31 protein-coding genes, 2 tRNA genes and 1 rRNA gene are annotated in these 22,525 nt (G+C 34.6%); 4 read left to right on the forward strand and 30 right to left on the reverse strand.

Annotated elements, in window-relative coordinates; all coding sequences use genetic code 11:
• Positions 1 to 73: 73 nt before the first annotated feature.
• From secY to AB3211_RS01405, 25 genes are all read right to left on the reverse strand, one after another.
• Positions 74 to 1,375, reverse strand: coding sequence for a preprotein translocase subunit SecY (secY, locus tag AB3211_RS01285; protein ID WP_367364410.1), 1,302 nt, complete (start codon positions 1,373 to 1,375; stop codon positions 74 to 76).
• 3 nt (positions 1,376 to 1,378) lie between these two features.
• Positions 1,379 to 1,834, reverse strand: a complete 456-nt coding sequence (gene rplO / locus AB3211_RS01290; protein WP_367364411.1) for a 50S ribosomal protein L15 — start codon at positions 1,832 to 1,834, stop codon at positions 1,379 to 1,381.
• 10 nt (positions 1,835 to 1,844) lie between these two features.
• Positions 1,845 to 2,054 (reverse strand): 50S ribosomal protein L30, encoded by a 210-nt coding sequence (gene rpmD, locus AB3211_RS01295; RefSeq protein ID WP_341754664.1) that lies wholly within the window; start codon positions 2,052 to 2,054, stop codon positions 1,845 to 1,847.
• A 413-nt stretch (positions 2,055 to 2,467) separates the two neighbouring features.
• On the reverse strand, positions 2,468 to 3,022 hold the full coding sequence (gene rpsE / locus AB3211_RS01300; RefSeq protein WP_367364412.1) for a 30S ribosomal protein S5: 555 nt from the start codon (positions 3,020 to 3,022) through the stop codon (positions 2,468 to 2,470).
• A gap of 15 nt (positions 3,023 to 3,037) precedes the next feature.
• A complete protein-coding gene (gene rplR / locus AB3211_RS01305) occupies positions 3,038 to 3,394 on the reverse strand; it encodes a 50S ribosomal protein L18 (RefSeq protein ID WP_341751354.1) in 357 nt (118 codons plus the stop codon).
• 16 nt (positions 3,395 to 3,410) lie between these two features.
• Positions 3,411 to 3,944, reverse strand: a complete 534-nt coding sequence (rplF, locus tag AB3211_RS01310) for a 50S ribosomal protein L6 (protein WP_367364413.1) — start codon at positions 3,942 to 3,944, stop codon at positions 3,411 to 3,413.
• Positions 3,945 to 3,953: 9 nt separating this feature from the next.
• The gene (gene rpsH / locus AB3211_RS01315) at positions 3,954 to 4,352 is read right to left on the reverse strand and encodes a 30S ribosomal protein S8 (protein WP_341757719.1); all 399 of its coding nucleotides are present in this window, start codon (positions 4,350 to 4,352) and stop codon (positions 3,954 to 3,956) included.
• A 274-nt stretch (positions 4,353 to 4,626) separates the two neighbouring features.
• The gene (gene rpsN / locus AB3211_RS01320; protein ID WP_341748185.1) at positions 4,627 to 4,932 is read right to left on the reverse strand and encodes a 30S ribosomal protein S14; all 306 of its coding nucleotides are present in this window, start codon (positions 4,930 to 4,932) and stop codon (positions 4,627 to 4,629) included.
• 18 nt (positions 4,933 to 4,950) lie between these two features.
• The gene (rplE, locus tag AB3211_RS01325; RefSeq protein ID WP_410521611.1) at positions 4,951 to 5,490 is read right to left on the reverse strand and encodes a 50S ribosomal protein L5; all 540 of its coding nucleotides are present in this window, start codon (positions 5,488 to 5,490) and stop codon (positions 4,951 to 4,953) included.
• A gap of 2 nt (positions 5,491 to 5,492) precedes the next feature.
• A complete protein-coding gene (gene rplX / locus AB3211_RS01330) occupies positions 5,493 to 5,825 on the reverse strand; it encodes a 50S ribosomal protein L24 (protein ID WP_341754669.1) in 333 nt (110 codons plus the stop codon).
• Positions 5,825 to 6,193 (reverse strand): 50S ribosomal protein L14, encoded by a 369-nt coding sequence (gene rplN / locus AB3211_RS01335; RefSeq protein WP_341748182.1) that lies wholly within the window; start codon positions 6,191 to 6,193, stop codon positions 5,825 to 5,827. The genes rplX and rplN overlap by 1 nt, the downstream gene beginning before the upstream one ends.
• 102 nt (positions 6,194 to 6,295) lie before the next feature.
• The gene (rpsQ, locus tag AB3211_RS01340) at positions 6,296 to 6,541 is read right to left on the reverse strand and encodes a 30S ribosomal protein S17 (protein ID WP_367364415.1); all 246 of its coding nucleotides are present in this window, start codon (positions 6,539 to 6,541) and stop codon (positions 6,296 to 6,298) included.
• A 4-nt stretch (positions 6,542 to 6,545) separates the two neighbouring features.
• A complete protein-coding gene (rpmC, locus tag AB3211_RS01345; RefSeq protein WP_367364416.1) occupies positions 6,546 to 6,758 on the reverse strand; it encodes a 50S ribosomal protein L29 in 213 nt (70 codons plus the stop codon).
• Positions 6,751 to 7,161, reverse strand: coding sequence for a 50S ribosomal protein L16 (rplP, locus tag AB3211_RS01350; RefSeq protein ID WP_341757722.1), 411 nt, complete (start codon positions 7,159 to 7,161; stop codon positions 6,751 to 6,753). The genes rpmC and rplP overlap by 8 nt, the downstream gene beginning before the upstream one ends.
• A 15-nt stretch (positions 7,162 to 7,176) precedes the next feature.
• The gene (gene rpsC, locus AB3211_RS01355; RefSeq protein ID WP_341754673.1) at positions 7,177 to 7,836 is read right to left on the reverse strand and encodes a 30S ribosomal protein S3; all 660 of its coding nucleotides are present in this window, start codon (positions 7,834 to 7,836) and stop codon (positions 7,177 to 7,179) included.
• A 3-nt stretch (positions 7,837 to 7,839) separates the two neighbouring features.
• On the reverse strand, positions 7,840 to 8,199 hold the full coding sequence (gene rplV / locus AB3211_RS01360) for a 50S ribosomal protein L22 (RefSeq protein ID WP_341748177.1): 360 nt from the start codon (positions 8,197 to 8,199) through the stop codon (positions 7,840 to 7,842).
• Positions 8,200 to 8,201: 2 nt separating this feature from the next.
• On the reverse strand, positions 8,202 to 8,480 hold the full coding sequence (rpsS, locus tag AB3211_RS01365) for a 30S ribosomal protein S19 (RefSeq protein ID WP_341748176.1): 279 nt from the start codon (positions 8,478 to 8,480) through the stop codon (positions 8,202 to 8,204).
• Between the two features lie 13 nt (positions 8,481 to 8,493).
• On the reverse strand, positions 8,494 to 9,315 hold the full coding sequence (gene rplB / locus AB3211_RS01370; protein ID WP_341754674.1) for a 50S ribosomal protein L2: 822 nt from the start codon (positions 9,313 to 9,315) through the stop codon (positions 8,494 to 8,496).
• The gene (rplW, locus tag AB3211_RS01375; protein WP_367364417.1) at positions 9,316 to 9,615 is read right to left on the reverse strand and encodes a 50S ribosomal protein L23; all 300 of its coding nucleotides are present in this window, start codon (positions 9,613 to 9,615) and stop codon (positions 9,316 to 9,318) included.
• Positions 9,612 to 10,235, reverse strand: coding sequence for a 50S ribosomal protein L4 (rplD, locus tag AB3211_RS01380; protein WP_367364418.1), 624 nt, complete (start codon positions 10,233 to 10,235; stop codon positions 9,612 to 9,614). The genes rplW and rplD overlap by 4 nt, the downstream gene beginning before the upstream one ends.
• Positions 10,236 to 10,240: 5 nt before the next feature.
• Entirely contained in the window at positions 10,241 to 10,891 is a 651-nt protein-coding gene (rplC, locus tag AB3211_RS01385; RefSeq protein WP_341754793.1) for a 50S ribosomal protein L3, read from the reverse strand.
• Positions 10,891 to 11,214, reverse strand: a complete 324-nt coding sequence (gene rpsJ, locus AB3211_RS01390) for a 30S ribosomal protein S10 (protein WP_341748171.1) — start codon at positions 11,212 to 11,214, stop codon at positions 10,891 to 10,893. The genes rplC and rpsJ overlap by 1 nt, the downstream gene beginning before the upstream one ends.
• Before the next feature lie 141 nt (positions 11,215 to 11,355).
• Positions 11,356 to 12,540 carry an elongation factor Tu gene (gene tuf, locus AB3211_RS01395; RefSeq protein WP_367364419.1) on the reverse strand — a complete coding sequence of 395 codons (1,185 nt, stop codon included), beginning with the start codon at positions 12,538 to 12,540 and terminating at the stop codon, positions 11,356 to 11,358.
• Positions 12,541 to 12,624: 84 nt separating this feature from the next.
• A tRNA-Gly gene (locus AB3211_RS01400) sits at positions 12,625 to 12,698 on the reverse strand.
• 20 nt (positions 12,699 to 12,718) lie between these two features.
• Positions 12,719 to 12,804, reverse strand: a tRNA-Tyr gene (locus AB3211_RS01405).
• 455 nt (positions 12,805 to 13,259) lie between these two features.
• Here AB3211_RS01405 and rlmB point away from each other — a divergent pair.
• Together rlmB and AB3211_RS01415 are read left to right on the forward strand one after the other, a co-directional pair.
• Complete coding sequence (gene rlmB, locus AB3211_RS01410; protein ID WP_367364420.1) at positions 13,260 to 13,994, forward strand: 23S rRNA (guanosine(2251)-2'-O)-methyltransferase RlmB; 735 nt, start codon at positions 13,260 to 13,262, stop codon at positions 13,992 to 13,994.
• Between the two features lie 123 nt (positions 13,995 to 14,117).
• Entirely contained in the window at positions 14,118 to 14,381 is a 264-nt protein-coding gene (locus tag AB3211_RS01415) for a hypothetical protein (RefSeq protein ID WP_367364421.1), read from the forward strand.
• A gap of 55 nt (positions 14,382 to 14,436) precedes the next feature.
• Here the strand turns inward: AB3211_RS01415 and istB are convergent, their stop codons facing one another.
• The 5 genes from istB to AB3211_RS01440 all read right to left on the reverse strand — a co-directional run bounded on the left by istB (position 14,437) and on the right by AB3211_RS01440 (position 20,514).
• Positions 14,437 to 15,186 carry an IS21-like element helper ATPase IstB gene (gene istB / locus AB3211_RS01420; RefSeq protein ID WP_367363705.1) on the reverse strand — a complete coding sequence of 250 codons (750 nt, stop codon included), beginning with the start codon at positions 15,184 to 15,186 and terminating at the stop codon, positions 14,437 to 14,439.
• A complete protein-coding gene (gene istA / locus AB3211_RS01425) occupies positions 15,186 to 16,682 on the reverse strand; it encodes an IS21 family transposase (RefSeq protein ID WP_367363704.1) in 1,497 nt (498 codons plus the stop codon). The genes istB and istA overlap by 1 nt, the downstream gene beginning before the upstream one ends.
• Positions 16,683 to 17,373: 691 nt before the next feature.
• Positions 17,374 to 18,876, reverse strand: a 16S ribosomal RNA gene (locus tag AB3211_RS01430).
• Positions 18,877 to 19,090: 214 nt separating this feature from the next.
• Entirely contained in the window at positions 19,091 to 20,254 is a 1,164-nt protein-coding gene (locus AB3211_RS01435; RefSeq protein ID WP_367364422.1) for an FAD-dependent monooxygenase, read from the reverse strand.
• Positions 20,254 to 20,514 carry a monovalent cation/H+ antiporter complex subunit F gene (locus tag AB3211_RS01440; RefSeq protein ID WP_341754685.1) on the reverse strand — a complete coding sequence of 87 codons (261 nt, stop codon included), beginning with the start codon at positions 20,512 to 20,514 and terminating at the stop codon, positions 20,254 to 20,256. The genes AB3211_RS01435 and AB3211_RS01440 overlap by 1 nt, the downstream gene beginning before the upstream one ends.
• Before the next feature lie 108 nt (positions 20,515 to 20,622).
• Between AB3211_RS01440 and AB3211_RS01445 the strand changes: the two genes are divergently transcribed.
• Together AB3211_RS01445 and AB3211_RS01450 are read left to right on the forward strand one after the other, a co-directional pair.
• The gene (locus AB3211_RS01445; RefSeq protein ID WP_367364423.1) at positions 20,623 to 21,624 is read left to right on the forward strand and encodes an NAD(P)/FAD-dependent oxidoreductase; all 1,002 of its coding nucleotides are present in this window, start codon (positions 20,623 to 20,625) and stop codon (positions 21,622 to 21,624) included.
• Positions 21,624 to 22,505: a bifunctional 5,10-methylenetetrahydrofolate dehydrogenase/5,10-methenyltetrahydrofolate cyclohydrolase gene (locus AB3211_RS01450; RefSeq protein ID WP_367364424.1), complete on the forward strand. Its 882-nt coding sequence runs from the start codon at positions 21,624 to 21,626 to the stop codon at positions 22,503 to 22,505. The genes AB3211_RS01445 and AB3211_RS01450 overlap by 1 nt, the downstream gene beginning before the upstream one ends.
• The last annotated feature ends 20 nt before the right edge of the window (positions 22,506 to 22,525 follow it).

The following is a 22,525-nucleotide window of genomic DNA, read 5'->3' on the forward strand; positions in this document are numbered from 1 at the left end:
CATAATATATACCCTCCACTAAGTTAAAATGTATAATTTTTTGCTTTAAAGAATTGTTTTTTTATAATATCAGTTAGTTTTTTAACTTCATTTTTTTAATTAATCCCTCATACCTACTGCTAAATAAATGAGTTTGAATTTGTACAAATGTATCTAGAACAACATTAACAACAATTAAAAAACTTGTACCCCCTAAGGCAAAAGATACGGCATATTTATTCATTAACATTTCAGGAACTATACATATAAAACTAAGATATATACCACCTATTACAGTTAACCTAGTTAACAAATAATCAAAATATTCCGCAGTATTCTTACCAGGCCTTTTGCCAGGAATATATGCCCCATATTTTCTTAAATTATTTGCTGTTTCTTCTGAATTAAAAACTACTGCTGTATAAAAAAAACTAAAAAACATTATCAACGCAACATACAACAAAATATATAAAGGCTTCCCATGCCCTAAATAGAAGGTTAATAAACTCATAATTTCCGAATTATTGCTAGAAAAATTAGCTATTGTCACAGGAAACAATAAAATCGAACTAGCAAATATTGGCGGAATTACCCCAGAAGTATTAAGTTTCAGAGGCATATGAGTCGAATCACCACCATAAATTTTATTGCCAACTTGTCTTTTTGGATATTGTACCAAAACTTTTCTTTGTGCCTTCTCAAAGAAAATTATTATAGCTATAATTACAATAACTCCTAAACAAATAGCCATAACTACTACTGGAGACAAACCACCACTTCTTGACAACTCAAACATACTTATAATAGCACTTGGTACTCCAGATACTATACCTATAAATATAATTAAGGACGATCCATTACCAATACCTCTACCAGTAATCTGTTCACCAAGCCACATTAAGAACATAGTACCTACAACTAAAGTGATAACGGTAGTAACCTTGAAAAAAAGCCTTGGTATAATAACTACTGGACCTACATTAGTCACAACATGTTCCAAACTTATTGCAACACCATATGCCTGAAAAGAAGCTAATAAAACAGTTAAATACCTAGATAATTGATTGATTTTCCTTTTACCAACCTCACCTTCTTTTTTTAAATTCTCCAAAGGCTTGTAGGCTATTGACATTAATTGAATGATAATTGAAGCAGTTATATATGGCATAATTGCTAAAGCAAAAATGGACATTCTACCTAGAGAACCCCCAGATAGCATATTAAACATACCAAGTATACCAGATTGATTTTGTTCAGCCACACTGCTTAACGCAACTGAATCAATACCCGCTATAGGAATAAATGACCCAAATCTATATACTATAAGAGCCAAAATAGTAAAAATAATCCTATTAGCTAAGTCTTTATTAGATTTTTGTGTGGAATTTAAACTCATAAATTACAATATTTGACCACCAACTTGTTCTATTAACTTCTTAGCAGATCTAGAATAAGCATCTAATTGAAATGATAAGGGACTATTAAATTCACCACTGCTAACAGATAGTAACTTAACCAATAAATTAGTATTCTTAATTAATCCGACTTCAACTAATTTCTCTTTTGTTACAACTTCTGTTGAGTTCAAACGATTTTCTGCTATTAAAAATTCTATATCAGCAATATTTACTACACTATATTTCTTAGAACTAGGACAGCTAAAGCCTCTCTTTGGCAATCTTTTAATCATAGGCATCTGCCCCCCTTCAAAACCTTTGATAGCTACACCAGATCTAGATTTCTGCCCCTTAACGCCTCTGCCACATGTTTTACCTTTACCACTGCCAATACCGCGACCTACTCTTTTTTTATCTCTCTTGGCACCAAAATTGTTAGATAACTCATTTAATTTCATTTTCTAAACTCTAATTTATATTTTCTACTTTTAACAAATGTTGTACCTTCTTGATCATCCCTCTAACAGAGTTTGTATCTTTCAAAATAACAGATTTATGCATTTTATTCAGACCTAAACCTACCAAGGTTTTTTCCTGATCATATTTACGGCCTATACTACTACCAATTTGGGTAACTTTAACCTTTGCCTCATTCACTTTTTCTTGATCACTACTCATAAATTCCTACAACCCAATTATTACTTTACTTTAATATAAAGACTCACTATAGCCTATTGCTTCAAAGCCCCATTCACGTGTATACTCTTCTGCTTTAAAGAATTGTTTTTTGAAAATATCAGGAACTCGCGTACTCATATACTAAATGTACACTCCGCTTACTCGCCCCTCATTTTCAAATCCAATTCGTAGGATCATTCGAGTATACATAAGTGTCAACTTAAACAATTTTGCTGTTATCCCAACACCTCCAATGTCATATATGTCATTCCCGCACTAGGTAAGCGGAATCTATAATACATAACAACCTTTTCTAGGCTATTTCTTTAGATTTCGCACCGAAGCAGGAATGACACATCGAAACTTCTTAAGTTGACATCCATGAGTCTACGCTGGAAAGGCTATTACACTACTTAAACTTGCACACTTGGTTCTGATATTATTTGTTGCCCTTTTGTAGATTTAGTTGACACCTCATTTATCCTTTTTCCTCTCCTTTCAGCAATATTCTTTGGAGAAGAGAGTTGAGATAACGCATCAAAAGTTGCAGCAATCATCGCATATACATTACTAGAACCCAAAGATTTGGCAACAATATCATGAACTCCTAAAGAATCAAAAATTGCCCTCATAGCACCACCAGCGATAACACCAGTACCGGCTTTGGCTCTTCTTAAAATGACTTTAGCTGCTCCACTTTTACCAATGACATCATGATGAATAGTTCTATTTTGATAAAGAGGAATTCTAATCATATCTTTCCTTGCTTCTTGAGTAGCCTTAGCTCTAGCTTCTGTTACCTCTTTCGCTTTACCATGACCATAACCAACCTTACCAGATTTATCACCAGCAACAATACAAGCAGAAAAAGAGAATTTTCTACCCCCCTTTACCACTTTAGTAACTCTGTTTACATCCACCAAAGTTTCTGTTAGTGCTTCACCCGTATTTTTCTTAGCTTTAGCCATTTCTTAAACCTAAAATTAAAATTTCATTTTCTTTCTTGCTGCATCAGCTAAAGCCTTAACAACACCATGATATTTATAACCACCCTTATCAAATACAACTTCTTGTACCCCTTTAAGCGATGCTCTTTCGCCTATTAAATCACCTACTTTCGTGGCTGTACCAATATTACAGTTGGATTTTTTTAACTGTCTAATTTCTTTATCTAAAGTCGAAGCAGATGCAATAGTTATTGACTGTTTGTCATCTATGACTTGTGCATATATGTGCTTTCCAGACTTAAAAATAGACAGTCTGAGTCTGTTTGATACCTTTGATATCTTAGACCTTACTCTAGCCTTTCTTATATCAAACTTTAACTTTGAACTACGCATATTTAACTCTTAAATTTTAATTTTTCTTACCTTCTTTCCTCTGAACATATTGACCTTTGCGTTTAATACCTTTACCTTTATATGGTTCAGGTGGCCTCTGCTTTATAATAATTGATATAAACTGACCTAATTTTTCTTTATCAACACTTTCCAATATAATCTGATTTTGTTTAGGAGCGGTAACTTTAATATTTTGAGGTATTTCTACTTTAGTATTATGACTTTTAGCAAGCATTAAGTTTAAATATTTATCCTTCACCAAAGCCTTATAACCAACACCGTTGACTTCAAGCTCTTCTGTAAAACCTTCTTTAACACCTTTTATCATACTATTTATTATACTTCGTGCCGTACCCCACATAGATCTAGCACTTTTAGTCTCTGCTAATGGTTTTACAAAAAGCTGATTATCTTGCAATAAAATTGCTATACTTCCTGCGAAAGTTTTGGTTAATTCTCCCTTGGGACCAACAACATTGACTTTCAACCCATCAAGTTCAACTTTCACCCCTTCAGGTACAGGGACTGGCAATTTTCCAATACGTGACATTTTTATACCTTAAAACACTTTACAAATTACTTCACCGCCAATTTTTTGGCTATGTGCTTCTCTATCTGATAAAACTCCTCTAGAAGTAGAAAGAATATAAATACCCATATTGTTATAATATCCTTTTAGTTTATCAATAGAAGAATAAATCCTCTTACCTGGTTTTGAAACTCTATTTATTTCACATATAGCAGGTTTTCCATTAACAGAATATTTTAGATCCACTTCAATATGACTTATATTACCATCCTTGACAACTACATACTCTTTTATATAACCTTCTTTTTTTAAAACGTCCAAAATAGCACATTTTATTTTTGAGCAAGGTAGAGATATACTCATCAATTTACTTTTTTGACCATTTCTAATTCTAGTCAACATATCCGCTATATTATCTGTCATTGACATACGATAAACCTACTATTTTAACCTCAATTCGATATAAAAATTAATAATTCTTATATCGAATTGGCTTTGTTATAAGGAAAAGTGTACTCTTGAAACGGCTGACACGAGTACATTTCAACTTTTTTTATCATTCAATAGGTGATGTTAATTATTAAAACCACCTATTGAATGGAATATTATATTTTAACAATCAGCTACTAAACCGCTTCAAACCTGATTGTTTCTACTTAACCCCTGAATTCGATATAACAAGTTATATCAAATTCAAGTTATTTTACCAACTTGCTTTAATCAAACCAGGAACTAACCCCTTACTACCAAGATCTCTCAGCTTATTTCGCGATAGACCAAATTTACTATACACTCCTCTTGGACGTCCAGTAAGCTCACACCGATTTCGAACTCTATTCATAGCTGAGTTTCTAGGTAACTTAGCTAAAACCATCACTAGCGAAAATCTTTCTTCCAAAGATAAAGTTTTATCGTAAATCTTGTCCTTTAATTTAGCACGCTTGTTATATAAACTTTGTGCCATCTTTCTTCTTCTATTATTCTTTTTTATAGAACTTACTTTAGCCATCTATTTTTCTTCTAAACATTAATTATAAAAAGGCAAATTAAAGCCAGAAAGTAATAATTTACCTTCTTCATTATTCATAGCACTTGTAACAATCGTGATATCCATACCACGAATTACATCTATCTTGTCGTAATTAATCTCTGGAAAAACAATCTGTTCTTTTATACCAAAAGTAAAATTACCTCTACCATCAAAACTTTTGCTTGAAAAACCTCTAAATTCTTTAATACGCGGTAGAGCAACAATTACTAATCTCTCTAGAAAATCATACATTCTATCTTTGCGTAGAGTAACTTTACAGCCAACTTTCATACCTTCACGAAGCTTAAAAGTAGCAATAGACTTTTTGGCCTCAGTCACTAAAGGCTTTTGTCCTGAAATTAGAGTCAGATCATTGACAGCATTATTAATTATCTTAGAATCCGCAACCGTTTCACCAACCCCCATATTAACAACAATTTTTATAACTTTAGGCATTTGATGTTTATTCTTATACGCAAACTCCTTCTGTAAGTTTGGTACAATCTCTTTAGTGTATAAATCTTTAAACCTGAGCAACATTACTTACCTTCCTTACTACTGATAATTTCACCAGACTTCTTAGCTACTCTTACTTTAGAGCCATCTTCTAGAAATTTAAAAGCAACTTTTGTATGGTTACCTGTTTTAGGATCTATGTGAGCAACATTGGATATATGTATGGATAACTCCTTTGACACTATGCCACCTTCACTTGTTTTACTCGCCTTAACATGCTTGCGAACAATATTTATACCCGAAACAATAGCTCTATTTTGTTCAGGCAAAACCTTTAAGACCTTACCCTTTTTTCCCTTATTTTTTCCGGTGATAACAATAACTTCATCACCTTTCTTAATTTTTAGCTTAATCATTACAACACCTCTTCTGCAAGTGACATAATCTTAACGAATTTTTTTGCCCTTAATTCTCTAGTTACAGGACCGAAAACTCTCGTACCTATTGGTTCCCCTTGCTTATTTAAAAGTACTGCTGCATTGGAATCAAACTTAATTGTACTACCATCTGCCCTTCTAACACCCTTTTTTGTTCTAACAATTAGAGCCCTATGTACGTCACCTTTTTTTACTTTTCCGCTTGGTAAAGCTTCTTTTATAGATACCACAATGACATCCCCAAGATTTGCTATCATGTGATGTGAACCACCAAGCACTTTAATACACATAATTTTTTTAGCACCAGAGTTATCCGCAACATCTAAGATGCTCTGCATCTGAATCATAACTTACTTCCACTTGAGAATTTAATAATGCAACAAAATAAACAATCTAAACAACAAAGTCAAAGAATAAAACTCACCATTCTGTAACAACTAAACCTATTATTAGAGAGATACCTTTACATCCCCTAACACTACCCAAGACTTAGTCTTAGATATAGGGCGACTTTCAACTATATTAACCTTATCACCATCCTTATAAGTATTTTCTGGATCATGAGCAGCATATTTTTTAGAGACTTTTACAATTTTTTTGTATATAGGATGCTTAAACCTACGTTCTACTTTAACTGTAATAGTCTTATCAGTTTTCGAACTTACAACAACGCCCTGTAGCACTCTTTTCGGCATTTCCCTATTCTCCAGTTTTTGATCTTATAGTTAACTCTGTATTAATACGAGCTATTGTTTTTTTTACAAAAGAAAACCTGCTAGTATTGTTTAATTCACCTAACGTCCTTTGGAATCTTAGATTAAAAAACTCTTTTTTAAACAAAATTCTCTTTTTGTGAAGTTCTTCCGTAGTCTGCCCAACCAATTCCTTTGCTGATAACCCCAAATTATTCATAACGCCTCACTATCTTTGTTCTTACAGGCAATTTTGCACTAGCAAGCTCAAGTGCTTTCGTCGCTACATCATCTGTAACCCCTTCCACTTCAAACATAATTCTTCCAGGTGATACTCTCACTGCAAAAAATTCAGTAGAGCCTTTTCCTTTACCCATCCTAACTTCCGCAGGCTTTTTTGACACAGGCAAATCAGGAAAAATTTTAATCCATAATCTCCCCTGCCTTTTCATACAACGAACTGCAGCCTTTCTTGCTGCCTCTATTTGTCTTGCGGTAACCCTTAAACCATCTAATGATTTCAAGCCAAAAGAACCGAAAGCTAGCATAGTACCAGCCTTTGCCTTTGAGGGGACTCTCCCCTTATGTGCTTTTCTAAATTTTTGTTTTTTCGGAGCTAACATTATTTTACTTCAAAATTAATTATGTTTCTTTCTATTTTCCACATGATCACCCCTATAGACCCAAACCTTTATACCTATAACTCCATAAGTTGTCATAGCTTCAGCAGTCGCATAGTCAATATCAGCTCTCAAAGTATGTAAAGGTACTCTACCTTCTCTATACCACTCTGTTCTCGCTATTTCAGCTCCAGCTAAACGTCCAGAACAAGCAACCTTTATACCTAACCCTCCTTGCTTGAAGCAGGCTTGGATAGCGGTTTTCATAGCTTTTCTAAAAGACACTCTTTTTTCAAGCTGCATAGCAATCGTTTGAGCAATAATATTAGAGTCTATATTAGGCTTCTTTACTTCATGTATGTTAATATATATTTCTTCTAAACCCGTAATTTTTTGGACAGATTTTTTTAATTTATCAATGTCGTTACCACTTTTACCTATAATAACTCCAGGCTTTTTAGCAAAAATATTAATTATAACATTTTTATTAGAAGGCCTCTCTATTAACACCCTACTAACTTGTGCTTGCACATAGTTTTTATTAACTAGATTTCTAACCTCTAAATCTTGGATAAGAAGGACTTTATAGTGCTTCTTATCAGCATATAACACCGAGTCCCAACCTTTAATTAATGTCGGACCAACCCTAAAGCCATGCGGATTAACTTTTTGCCCCATATCTTATTTCCCCTCAACTTCAGTAACTGTAATATATAAATTACTAAAAAATTTATTAATCCTTGTTGCTCTTCCTTTAGCTCTTGGCATAATTCTTTTCATCACCAACGCCTTACCTACAGTTGCAGAAGTAATAAACAAAGTATCAATATCTAAACCGAAATTATTTTCAGCATTAGCAACAGCAGACTGTAAACATTTTTTTACATCTTGAGCAATTCTTCTAGGGGAAAAGGTAAGCTGAATTAGAGCCTCAGACACTTTCATATTCCTAATAGAAGTTGCAACCAAATTCAATTTCCTCGGACTCACTCTAAGAGACTTAGCAATTGCTGTAGTAGAGCCTTTATTCACCTTCACCATATCTATTTTCTCTTAACTTTTTTATCTGTACCATGACCATGAAAAGTTCTAGTTGGAGAAAATTCACCTAATTTTTTACCAACCATTTCTTCACTTACAGTCACAGGTATAAATTTATTTCCATTATGTACAGCAAATGTTATCCCAACAAAAAATGGTAAAATTGTTGACCTTCTAGACCAAGTCTGGATCATTTCTGATTTACCAGATTCAATCAATTTTTGTACTTTTTTTATCAGATAACCATCTACAAAAGGTCCTTTCCAAACTGAACGAGCCATAATTACTACCTAATTACTTTCTTCTCTTAATAATAAATTTTGATGTAAGCTTATTCTTACGTGTTTTCTTACCCTTAGTTGGGAAACCCCATGGAGTCACTGGATGACGACCACCAGAAGTTTTTCCCTCTCCTCCCCCATGTGGGTGATCGACTGGATTCATTGCAACACCACGAACATGTGGTCTCCAACCTAGCCATCTATTTCTTCCGGCCTTACCTAAATTGGTATTTTTTTGATCAGGATTTGAAACAACACCTATGGTAGCTTTACAATCTAACGGTATCAACCTAAATTCTCCAGATCGAAGCTTGATCTGTGCATAACCCGAATCCTTACCTACTAAATTAACAGAAGTACCAGCAGATCTTGCAATTTGACCACCTTTACCAACTTTCATTTCTACATTATGTAAAGTAGTACCAACAGGAATAGATTTCAAAGATAAACAATTTCCTACTTTTATGTCAGCTTCATCACTTGATACTATTCTATCTCCTACAATAAGCTTTTGTGGTGCTAAAATATAAGAATACTCACCATCATCGAATTTAATTAAAGCAATGAAGGAAGTTCTATTAGGATCATATTCTATTCTTTCAACAGTGGCAAATATATCCTGTTTATTTCTTTTAAAATCGATTATACGATAAAGTCTTTTATGCCCTCCTCCTCTATGCCAAGAAGTGGTTCTACCCAAGTTATTTCTACCACCAGTCTTAGATAAACCTTTAGTTAAAGGTTTATGAGGCTTACCCTTCCAAAGATCAGATTTATCAACCTGTACTAATTCTCTAAGGGATGGAGTAACTGGATTAAACGTTTTTAAAGCCATTTATTTAATACCCCCAGTAAAATCAATAGTATAATCTTTTTCTAACGTCACAATTGCTTTCTTTTTATCTGATTGTCTACCATTAACACCCTTGAATCTTTTTCTCTTACCTTTTACATTCATTATGTTAACTTTTTTAACCTTAACCTGAAAAATCTTTTCAACAGCCATCTTGATAGAAACTTTCTCAGCACTATCAGCAACATGAAAAGTAAACTTATTTTGTTGCTCAGATAAAATATTGCTCTTCTCAGTAATCACAGGATTTCTAATAAGATCATAATGTTTATAAGATTTCACTTTAACCTCTTTTCTAAAGCATCTACAGCTTCTTGTGATAACAAAACATAATCATGGCGTATTATATCATAAACATTTGCACCAATTTGCGGTACTGAAATAGTATTTGGAATATTTTGTACTGCCAAAGAAAAATTGATATCAACCTCATCACCACTAACAATAAAATAACTCTTACCATGAAAATTATTTAATAATTTTATAAGATTAGAAGTTTTGGATTCATGTAATTTTAACGAATCTACTATTAGCAGTTTTCCCTCAGCCAATTTTTCTGACAAAGCATGTTTTAAACCAAGTTTTCTAACTTTTTTTGGCAATTTTGTAGCATGACTCCTTGTTACTGGACCGTGAGAAACTCCACCACCTCTCATTTGGACAGATCTTAAAGATCCTTGCCTTGCATTACCTGTACCTTTTTGCTTAAAAGGTTTCTTTGTAGTACCAGACACTTGCGACACCGTCTTTGTTTGATGTGTACCAGCCATAGCTTTAGTTCTCTGCCAATCAACAACAAGCTTGATAATATCTTCCCTAACAAAATCTACGGCAAACACTTCGTTATCTAAATCAATTTCACCAACAGCTTCATTTTCAAGATTTAATAATTTGGCTTTCATATAGTTTATCCTATAGCTGTAATGGTTTTCTTAATAGCATCCTTAATGTAGACATAAGATCCTTTTGAACCGGGAATATTTCCACTAACTATGATTATGCTGTTTTCCATATCAGTATCGACTACTTTCAAATTTTGAATAGTAACTCTTGTACTTCCCATATGACCAGCCATTTTCTTATTCTTAAATACTTTACCAGGATCTTGTCTACCACCAGTAGAACCATGCGAACGGTGAGACACAGATACACCATGTGAAGCTTCAAGCCCTCTAAAATTATGCCTTTTCATACTACCGGCAAAACCTTTACCAATAGTAGTACCTACAACATCTATAAACTGACCAATAACAAAATGATTCACGTGCAATACAGAACCTACATCAAGGAAACAAGTTTCAGAAATTCTAAATTCCTTCAATTTTTCCTTTGGCGTAACTTGAGCATTAGCAAATACCTGCTTCATTGGTTTTGTTACTTTAGATAATTTTTTATCTTTTACCCCAATAACCAAAGCACTATAGCCATCCCTTTCTAAGGTCTTTTGTCCTACTACTTGGCAATCTTCAACTTGTAGAAAAGTAACGGTAGATCTCTCTCCCTTTTCATTAAAAATTGAACTCATACCAATTTTTTTAGCAATTAAACCGGTTCTCATCACTCAACACTCTCTAACTTAATCTCAACATCAACACCAGCAGGCAAATCAACTTTTTTTAAAGCATCAACAGTCTGAGGAGTTGGATAACTTATTATCAAAAGCCTTTTCTGAATTCTAATCTCAAATTGCTCCCTTGATTTTTTATTGACATGTGGAGACCTATTAACGGTAAATCTCTCAATTGTCCTTGGCAGCGGAATTGGACCAATTATATCAGCACCGGTTCTTTTAACAGCCCCTACTATTTCTCTAGTACCTTGCTCAAGCGAGCGGTGATCAAACGACTTTAAACGAATTTTGATTTTTTGATTATTTTTCATTAACTAAACCTTTTTATAAACAGCTAGACCAGTCAAAGCACATTCTTTAATAGACTTACTCTAATTAAGCCTAATTAAACATATTTTGCCTAACCTTAAAAAAATAGTCATCCTGAACTTTCTCAGGATGACTATTTTTTATTATTTTATAATCTTTGATACTACACCGGCTCCTACTGTCCTACCACCTTCACGTATAGCAAAACGTACGCCCTCTTCCATAGCTATCGGAGCGATCAATGCAATTTTTAGATTCGCATTATCACCAGGCATCACCATTGTTTTACCATCTTTCAAAGTAATTTCTCCAGTTACGTCAGTCGTTCTAAAATAAAACTGTGGTCGATATTTATCTGTAAATGCTGTATGACGACCACCTTCTTTCGTGGTAAGTACATAAACTTCAGCTTCAAACTCAGTATGCGGAGTTATACTTCCAGGCTTAGCTAACACTTGACCTCTGCATACATCTTCTCTTTTAGTTCCACGCAGTAATATACCAACATTATCACCGGCTTCACCTTGATCTAATAGCTTCTTAAACATTTCCACACCAGTACAAGTAGTTTTTTGAGTATCTCTTATACCGACAATCTCTACCTCTTCACCAACTTTTACTATACCTTTTTCGATTCTACCAGTAACAACCGTACCTCTTCCAGAAATAGAAAATACATCTTCTATTGACATTAAAAAAGGTTTATCTGTATCTCTCTCAGGTTGAGGTATATATTCATCAATAGCATTCATCAACTCTTTAATCGCAGCTTCACCTTCAGGTTTTCCCTCTAGAGCCTGTAAAGCTGAACCCCTGATAACTGGTATATCATCTCCAGGAAAATCATACATTGATAACAGTTCTCTGACTTCCATTTCTACTAAGTCAAGCAATTCTGGATCATCAACCATATCAACTTTATTCAAAAATACAACTATTGCAGGTACGCCAACTTGCTTAGCAAGCAATATATGCTCCCTTGTTTGGGGCATTGGACCATCAGCAGCAGATACTACCAATATAGCAGCATCCATTTGAGCTGCACCGCTTATCATATTCTTTATATAATCTGCGTGACCAGGACAATCAATGTGAGCATAATGCCTTCTTTTAGTTCTATATTCAACGTGAGCAGTAGCAATAGTTATACCCCTTTCCCTCTCTTCAGGAGCTTTATCAATGTCATCATAATTAGTAGCCTGTGCTCCACCTTCTTTTGATAACACTAAAGTTATTGCAGCTGTTAAAGAAGTCTTACCATGATCTACGTGTCCTATAGTACCTATATTACAATGGGGTAGATCCCTTTCAAATTTTACCTTTGCCATAATTCATTCTCCACAATTTAAGATTTAATACAATTTAACATAAAAATACAAATTTATCCAATTTCCAATTATCACCAATACTCTTGGAGCGGGTGATGGGAATCGAACCCACGTGGCCAGCTTGGAAGGCTGGAGCTCTACCATTGAGCTACACCCGCGTATCTACCTAACCAACTTGTGGTGGAGGAAGAAGGATTCGAACCTTCGTACGCTCACGCGGGCAGATTTACAGTCTGCTGCCATTGACCACTCGGCCATTCCTCCAAAGAATTTACGCAAGTATTAAATGGTCTAATTAAACGTAAAGCATAATATAAATTAGTGTAAGTGCCAAAAAATCTTCTCTGCTCTTTTCCAAGAACATTTGAACTTCGGACTACAAGCCTTTATAAAAATAAGGTACAACGCTTAATACAACATCAGTATCATTCCTGCGTAATCGCATGGGCATCAACTTAAGAAGCCTCAATCCTTTCCGCGGCAGAAATCCAAAAAACAGCCTAAATAGCTGTTAGGTATCATGGATTCGCCTGCACAGGAAGGACATCACATCCTTTTTGTTATAAAACTGAAGCTCAAATGACCCCGAATCTTTTCTCTTGAACCATCCTAAATAAGCTAATATTAAACTTACGTTACTTCAGAACGTTTATCAGTTGTAACTTTCTATAATAAATAGTAGTTTGTGTCAAGAATAAATTACTCTAGGTTCTAATAAGATGAGAAATAAAGCTAAAATTTCTAAAGATTTGCACTATATATATGGCAAACATCCAGTATTTGCAGCATTAAGCAACCCAAAACGTTATATTCAAAATGTTTTATGTACAGAAGATATTTTCAATTTGCACAAAAATTTAATCTCTAACCACCCGTATGAGATTACCAATATAGATTACTTGACCCGTCTTTTTGGTTCAAATCATAATCATCAGGGAATAGCCGCTAACGTTAAAAGTATCTTCTTTAATCGCATTGAAGATATTGACATAACTATTCCTAATTGTAAAGTTGCTATTTTGGATCAAATAACTGATCCACAAAATATTGGTGCTATTATTCGTAGTGCAGCTTCCTTTGACATCACAGCCATAATATTACCTCTAGATAATGCACCCGATGAAAATGCTACCATAGCAAAAACAGCTTCCGGAGCTTTAGAACTAGTACAAATGGTTAAAGTCACTAATTTAAGGTGGTCAATAGAATATCTAAAAAAACATGGATTTTGGATTATTGGTCTTGATGGTAACGCAACACAATCTTTAAGTACAAAAATATTTTCAGATAAAATGGCAATAGTACTTGGCTCTGAAGATAAAGGAATCAGACGTCTAGTTAAAGAAGCATGTGATCACTTAGTTAAAATACCCATTTCAAGCAAAGTAGAAAGCTTAAATGTCTCAAATGCTGCTGCAATAGCGTTTTATTTGATTTCATTAGAGGCAAAATAATAAAGCTTAATTATATAACATGAATTTTTAGCAAAATTATACTAGACAATTAAGTAATTTAGTATATAATAACTGACATAATCCGTTTTAAACGGATTAAAATTTAATATAGGTAGGAATTACATGCCAAATTTAGAATATGACAATAACAAAATATTAAAATTATTAAAAGACGCTGGAAACAGCATAAGAACTAACACCTTAACTATTAACGACCATATATTGAACACCATTGACTTTGAAGGAATCCAGTATATTTTACAAAATAAAGCACAATTTCCAGGAATGCTTGATAATGTCGATTCTATTAAGATTGAATATCTTAATCAAGGTCATTTTAATGACTTTAAAGAGTTTATTTTATCAACCCCTCTGCTATGTCAATAAGCGTTGAAAAATGACCCAGGAAGAGCGTTGAAAAATGACCCACATAAGTCTAGAACTATTGTTTTTTTTTCATACGATAACTTTCATTTCCCGTTTCAATGATATCACAATTATGACAAACTCTATCAAGTAGCGCTGAAGTCATTTTATTACAACCAAATATTTGTGACCATTCTGAGAATATAAGATTAGTAGTAATAATAATTGAAGTGTTGGAATGTATTTTAGATAATAGATGAAAGATAAGTTGACCGCCATTCTTAGAAAATGGTAGATAACCAAGCTCATCTAGGACTAGTACATCTATTTTTTGCAAGGAAGCTGCTAGTTTTCCTACCTGAGCAGAGTTCTTTTCATATTCTAATTGATTAGCAAGATCTACAAGATTAAAAAATCTTGATTTATAACCTTTTCGTACTGCTTTTGTACTTAATGCAATAGCTAGGTGAGTTTTACCGCTACCAGTACCACCAACTAGGATTATATTTCTAGATGTTTTAATAAACTCGCAACTATATAGATGCATAATTTGTTCTTGGTTTATTGGGGTATCGATAAATATGAAATTATCTATATCTTTTTTCTCAGGAAACTTTGCTGCGCTAATCCTACTTTGAATAGACCTAAGAGTTCGTGTTGTTAGTTCAGATTTTAATAAATTATGTAAAATATAATTCGAGGCTTCTTTACGCCTTATGGCATCAGATATAATTTCATCATAAGACTCAAGCATCCCTGTAAATTTTAGCTTTCTCATAACATTTATAATATCTTCTCTAGTAGATTCTTGATATACATTGTTCATTACTTACCTCCTAACTTGAGAAAATTATCGTATATCTCACAATTAGCTTTCGGGATATGTTTTAAAGTATGATATTCTTGGTAATTACTTGGCTCTGTTACTTTTAACTCATCTTTATTACGTAATATAATATTTAAAATTACCTCCTTACTAACAGTTCCTATTTTTAGTGCTTGGGTGCATGCTGATACTACTGCTTCTATGGATTCCATTGCTATATACGATAATATATGAGCAAAATCTCTTGTACCTGCTGGGCTGCTCTCAAGACGTCTTCTAACTTCTATGAGCTCTTCTGGTAAATTCATATTAAGGAATGGTTCACCATTTCTTAATGCTCCGGGTTTATACCTTAATATTGGCAGATAATGATTGACGTCATAACAAGTTTCTCCCTTAGTAAATTTCCGTTTATGACGACCTACCTCTTGACCATTATAAATAAATACTAGATGTTCAGCATATATCTTACATTGTACTATTTTCCCAGCACAACTACAGTGAACGCTATAATTATTGCTTTCATATCTAGCCAAACAAGTAATAGAAACCTTGATATCTATTTCTTTGCAACCGTTAAATAATACAGGCACGGATACTAAAAAATTACGTTCTAGTTGATATGCTTCATCTATAGTCTTATCTTTATATTCGGGGTGTTTATGAGAGCTATTATAAGTAACTAATCTGCTGGTTAATATATCGTTTAATTCTTGCAAGGTTAAAGCTTTTGGCATAGGAGTAAAGAACTGTTCCCGGTCAATCTGTACTTGTCGCTCAACCCTACCTTTTTCATTACCTCGAGCTGGAGAACATGCTATCGGTTCAATGAGATAATGTGCGCAGAGCTTTTCAAACTTTGGATTCCATTCTCTATTATTAGAGCCTTTTAAAACCTTACTGACAGCAGTCTTCATATTATCATAAATCCCTTTAGTTGGACTACCACCAAAAAAAGTAAAGGCTCTAACATGTGCATCAAATACCATCTCTTGAGCTTCAGTAGGATAAATATAGATAAATTTTTTACGGCTATAACACAAAACAAAGTGAGCTACTTTAACATTTATTATTTCTCCAGCTAATATTACTTGCTCACTACTCCAGTCAAATTGGTAAGCTTCCCCAGGAGCAAAGGATAAAGGTACGCAAGCTTTTATATTAATCTCAAAATTTCTATCATTCCAAGTGTTAATATAACGACTAACAGCAGAGTAACTGCCTTGATACCCATAAATCTTTAACTCCTCAAATAAAGCTTTCCCTGTTTTTTTAGGCTTTGAATTCTTATTATCCCGCAACATCCTCTCAAGACTCTCAATATATTTCCCGAGTTTAGGTATAGGTTGAATTATTCGTATATAATCAGATTTAATCTCTCCTTGCGTACGAATGATACTTCTAACTGTATTACGTGATATATTTAATTCTCTACTTATTGAACGTATACCTTCTCCACGACGATAACGTCCTAATATCTTTCTCTTACTTTCCATTATTAACATCTCTGATTTTATACTCCTATTATTTATTCTGAAAATAATAGAAGTATAGGTTGATAATAATGGATTAATAACGTACTACTTTTCCCACTTCTTAGGTGGGTCATTTTTCAACGCACATTAACCCATTTAGTGGGTCATTATTGCACGCTTTTTAACAATTTAATGCAACAATATGAAAAATTGTTTTTGCTAAATCAATGCCTAGTATATTAATATCTTTCATGGTATGGACTCCTTTTTAATTATTAAATAGTATAATTATGTGACCGAATTATATTCGTGATCACGGTAGTAAGTAAAGTTTCTTTTACTTACTCGTCCATACCATCATTCTTAGCTAAGATAACATATAGCTAAAGCCTTCTCGGGTTAGCTATATCATGGATTCGCGTATACCCTTCTGCTTTAAAGAATTGTTTTTTGAAAATATCAGGAACTCGCGTACTCATGTACTAAATGTACACCTAGTTCGCTCGCCACTCGCACGCCTAGCCAACTCTTGAAATTCATCGGGTATATATATTGGGAAATGTTTATTTTGCTAGGCTTGCTGAATACAGAAAAATACTTAAAGAAAGAGCTGTTTTTAAAATTTGATAAACAATCAGTTAAAGGTAGTGACAGCGAAAGTCGGACTTAGGCAAGTATTACAAAAGTAATAACATGCTATAATTAAGTCTTTAAAGGAGGTAATCCAGCCGCAGGTTCCCCTACGGCTACCTTGTTACGACTTCACCCCAGTCGCTAATTTTACCGTGGTTGGCTGCCTCTTACGTTAGCTCACCACCTTCAGGTAAAACCAACTCCCATGGCGTGACGGGCAGTGTGTACAAGGCCCGAGAACGTATTCACCGCGGCATGCTGATCCGCGATTACTAGCGATTCCAACTTCATGCTCTCGAGTTGCAGAGAGCAATCCGAACTGAGATATCTTTTAGGGATTTGCTCCACGTCACCGTCTTGCTTCCCTCTGTAGATACCATTGTAGCACGCGTGTAGCCCAACCCATAAGGGCCATGATGACTTGACATCGTCCCCACCTTCCTCCGGCTTATCACCGGCAGTTTCCTTATAGTTCCCGGCATTACCCGCTGGCAAATAAGAATGAGGGTTGCGCTCGTTGCGGGACTTAACCCAACATCTCACGACACGAGCTGACGACAGCCATGCAACACCTGTGTGTGGTCCAGCCGAACTGAAGGGATGCATCTCTGCTTCCCGCGACCACCATGTCAAGGGTTGGTAAGGTTTTTCGCGTAACATCGAATTAAACCGCATGCTCCACCGCTTGTGCGAGCCCCCGTCAATTCCTTTGAGTTTTAATCTTGCGACCGTACTCCCCAGGCGGAGTGCTTAATGCGTTAGCTACGAAACCGAAAGAAATTCTCCCGATATCTAGCACTCATCGTTTACGGCGTGGACTACCAGGGTATCTAATCCTGTTTGCTCCCCACGCTTTCGTGCATCAGCGTCAGTTGTAGCCTAGATGACCGCCTTCGCCACCGGTGTTCCTCCTAATATCTAAGAATTTCACCTCTACACTAGGAATTCCATCATCCCCTACTACACTCTAGATTAGTAGTTTTGAAAGCAGTTCCGAGGTTAAGCCTCGGGCTTTCACTTCCAACTTACTAAACCGCCTACGCACTCTTTACGCCCAGTAATTCCGAACAACGCTAGCCCCCTCCGTCTTACCGCGGCTGCTGGCACGGAGTTAGCCGGGGCTTTCTTGGTCAGGTACCGTCATTATCTTCCCTGCTGAAAAGGGCTTTACAACCCTAAGGCCTTCGTCACCCACTCGGTATTGCTGGATCAGGCTTTCGCCCATTGTCCAATATTCCCCACTGCTGCCTCCCGTAGGAGTCTGGGCCGTGTCTCAGTCCCAGTGTGGCTGATCATCCTCTCAGACCAGCTACAGATCGTTGGCTTGGTAGGCCATTACCCTACCAACTACCTAATCTGACGCGGGCTCATCCATCAGCGATAAATCTTTCCTCCGAAGAGAATATACGGTATTAGCATTTATTTCTAAATGTTATTCCGTACTGATGGGTAGATTCCCACGTGTTACTCACCCGTTTGCTACTAACTAATTCAGAGCAAGCCCCAAATTAATCCGTTCAACTTGCATGTGTTAAGCATACCGAAAGCGTTCGTTCTGAGCCAGGATCAAACTCTCAAGTTTGATTCTGTCTACTTTTTATTCAAAAAATTGACAGGTTTAATTTATCACTTTTAGTGATAAGTACATTTTGCTGTCACTACCTATATCTGATTATTTACTTTTAAAAACAGCTACGAACAATTAATGTTCGTCTTTTCGTAGGAGTAGTTATATGCAAAATCTACCATCCTGTCAACTGGTATTTTGAACTTTTTTTATAATTTCCTTATTCATTTTATCTACGACCCATGGCATACTCTACTAACAAATTTTTAATAGGCTGTATATTATCAATAGTTTTAAGCCCCAAACGTCTTAGATACCACAAGGGTTTTGAATGGTTTGAGAAAATACTATTTAAGCTTTCAGTAATCATATACATATGAAAATTATCATTTTGTCTTAATTTTTGATATCGTTCTAGCATTCCTACACTTATACCACTACTGACCACTAATTGAGTTAAAGTTTCAATATCCTTTATTCCTTGATTCAAAGCCTGACCAGCTAGAGGATGAATTATATGAGCACTATCTGCCACAACTGCTATTTTATTATAAAAATATTTACTAGCTATACGAGCCTTTAAAGGAAAAGAGCTAATAGTACTATCTAAAGCAATAGACCCTAAAGAATTCCCACAATTTTTACTTGCTAAATACTCAAATTCTTCCTTTGGTAAACTCATCAATAATGCAGCCTGCTCTTGCCCCGTAGTCCATATTATAGATGAGGCCTTTTGGTTCTTGAGAGGTAAAATGGCAAAAGGACCAAATGGCATAAAATGTTCAATAGCACAGTTTTCGTGATCTTTCTCATGCTTAATATCAAACGTTAAGGCGGTTTGGTTATAAGTTTTCTCTATTTTATTAAAAAAATAATATTGACGAACTTTAGAATTACGTCCATCACAAACAATCAATAAGTCACTATTCATAGTCTTATTGTCATCCAAATATATGGTTGAATGATCAGGTTTACTATCAACTTTTTTATAATCACACTGATCAATTACCTTAATCAAAGGGTTTTTTCTAACATTTGCTAGTAATATTTTCTTAAATTCACTATTTTTTACTATATAACCTAGTGCATCATTTCCTTTGATATTTGGCATACATAACATCTCTGGTGCTTTATTATCAACAACATAGACTTCAAGCATTTTGCTAGCTATTTTCTCAATCTCAAACCATACATTAAGGTCTCTTAGAAACTGCACAGAAGCAGGAGTTAAGGCGGTCGTTCTGATATCAGTACAAAAATTATCAGAATTTATCGATTGATACTCAAGGATGGTAGTCTTAATATCCTCTTTCGCAAATGATAATGCCGTAAGCATACCACTGAAACCACAACCTAATATTACTATTTCTTTTTTCTCTACTCGTTTTCGCATCACATCACCTTATTAGATTGACCAATAAAATACTTTAAATATGCTCCACTTGCTATAAAACTTAAGAGAAAATAAATTAGAGCAATATCTAAATAACAATTATTCATTTTAAATGAACCAAGAAAACAAATGAATAAGGTTATTATACTAGTTAAACTATTTAGCACTAAGAGTTTGACAAAAATATTTACATTTTTAAGTAATAAATAGATCATTAAACCAATAAACAAAATATTGATAACTAAATAAAAATTTATCATGATACAAAATTAATTTAAACTGATTAGTTGATTATTTATCCATTCTAACATAAAATCCCGGTATCGTTAAGAGTTTGACTATTTTTTTATTTATAAAAATTTTATTTTATGCACGACACTGATATTATAATAATTGGTGCAGGTCCAGTTGGTCTATTTGCTATTTTTCAAGCTGGGATGCTTGGTATGCGTTGCCATGTTGTTGACTCGCAGGAGATAATAGGAGGGCAATGTAGCCAACTTTACCCGGAAAAACCTATATATGACATACCAGCATATCCTAAAATTATGGCAGAAGAGTTGATAGCACAATTGGCATTGCAAGCACAACCTTTTGATCCGGTTTACCATCTAAATCAGCAAGTAGTGCAATTGAAAAAAGAAGAGGGACACTTCCAAATTACTACTTCTAAAGACATCCTAATTACTGCTAAAGTTATTATTATAGCTGCTGGATGTGGTTCTTTTGGACCTAATAGACCTCCATTACCTAATATAGAAACATTTGAGGGAAAATCAGTATTTTATTTTATCAATAACCGCAATAGTTTTGCCAACAAAGAAATTGTAATAGCTGGTGGAGGGGATTCAGCTGTAGACTGGGCAATATCACTCTCTGAAATTGCTAAAAAAATATATTTAGTGCATAGGCGTGAGAAATTTCGGGCGGCGAATGAAAGTATAAGACAACTCAAAGAACTAGCAAATAGTGGCAAAATTGAGTTAGTAATTAATTATCAACTAGACCATTTAGTAGGAAAAGACGGCAAACTAGAAGCCGTCAACGTCAAAGATTTTGAGGGGAATATTTGTACTTTACCCGCGAATATTTTACTACCATTCTTCGGGCTTGCCCAAGAATTGGGGCCAATAAAAAATTGGGGATTAAATCTCAAAACTAATCATATAATTGTAGAACCTTCATATTTTGAAACAAATATTTCAGGCATTTATGCAATTGGCGATATTGCTAGTTATCCGGCAAAATTAAAATTAATTCTTACTGGTTTTGCCGAAGCAGCTAGCAGCTTACATCATGCCTATGGCAGGGTATTTGAGGGTAAGGCCTTACACTTCGAATATTCAACTACCAAAGGGGTACATAAATAGTGAATGAACGTAGTAATATAATCAATGGTAAATATGTTGCAGAACAAATATTATCTAAGTTAAGGGCAGAGATTAATTTAATCAAGGAGCAACACAAGTTAGTACCAACCCTTGCTATTATACTAGTGGGTGATAACCCAGCTAGTAGTATATATGTAAGAAATAAGATCAAAGCAGCAGGAGCAATTGGTATGAACGCTTTGCAAATAAATTTGCCCAGTGAAATTGACATTGACCATATGCTGCATGAAATCAGCATGCTAAACAATAATTCAAATATTTCTGGAATTATCGTACAACTTCCTCTACCTGAACATATCAATAAAAATTTAATCTTATCTGCCATTGATCCTAGCAAAGATGTCGATGGTTTCCATCCTATAAATGTTGGTTATCTACATAGTAACTCAGGCAATGGCTTTATACCTTGCACGGCTCTTGGTTGCATTGAGTTACTTAAACAAGTTGAACCAAATTTAGCTGGAAAAAATGCTGTAGTTATAGGGCGTTCTAATATTGTAGGTAAACCATTATCAGCTTTATTACTTAGAGAAGATTGTACTGTGACGATATGCCATTCAAGAACTCAAAATTTAAGTTCTATAACTTCCCGTACTGATATAGTAATATCTGCTATTGGATATCCTTTAACATTAACAAAAGAATATTTCAGTCCTAACTCTATAGTTATTGATGTTGGTATTAGTAAACTTCCTAATAGCGACAAGATGGTAGGAGACGTTGATTTTACCAATGTTGTTGATAAAGTGAGATATATAACACCAGTTCCAGGCGGTGTTGGACCAATGACTGTCGCTTGTTTGCTAAAGAATACACTTAAAGCAGCGAAACAAAATATAACACACGCGAATTCGGGATAAGAATTTGTCAATTCTTATCC

The organism is Candidatus Tisiphia endosymbiont of Nedyus quadrimaculatus (assembly GCF_964059235.1).
Lineage (GTDB): Bacteria > Pseudomonadota > Alphaproteobacteria > Rickettsiales > Rickettsiaceae > Tisiphia.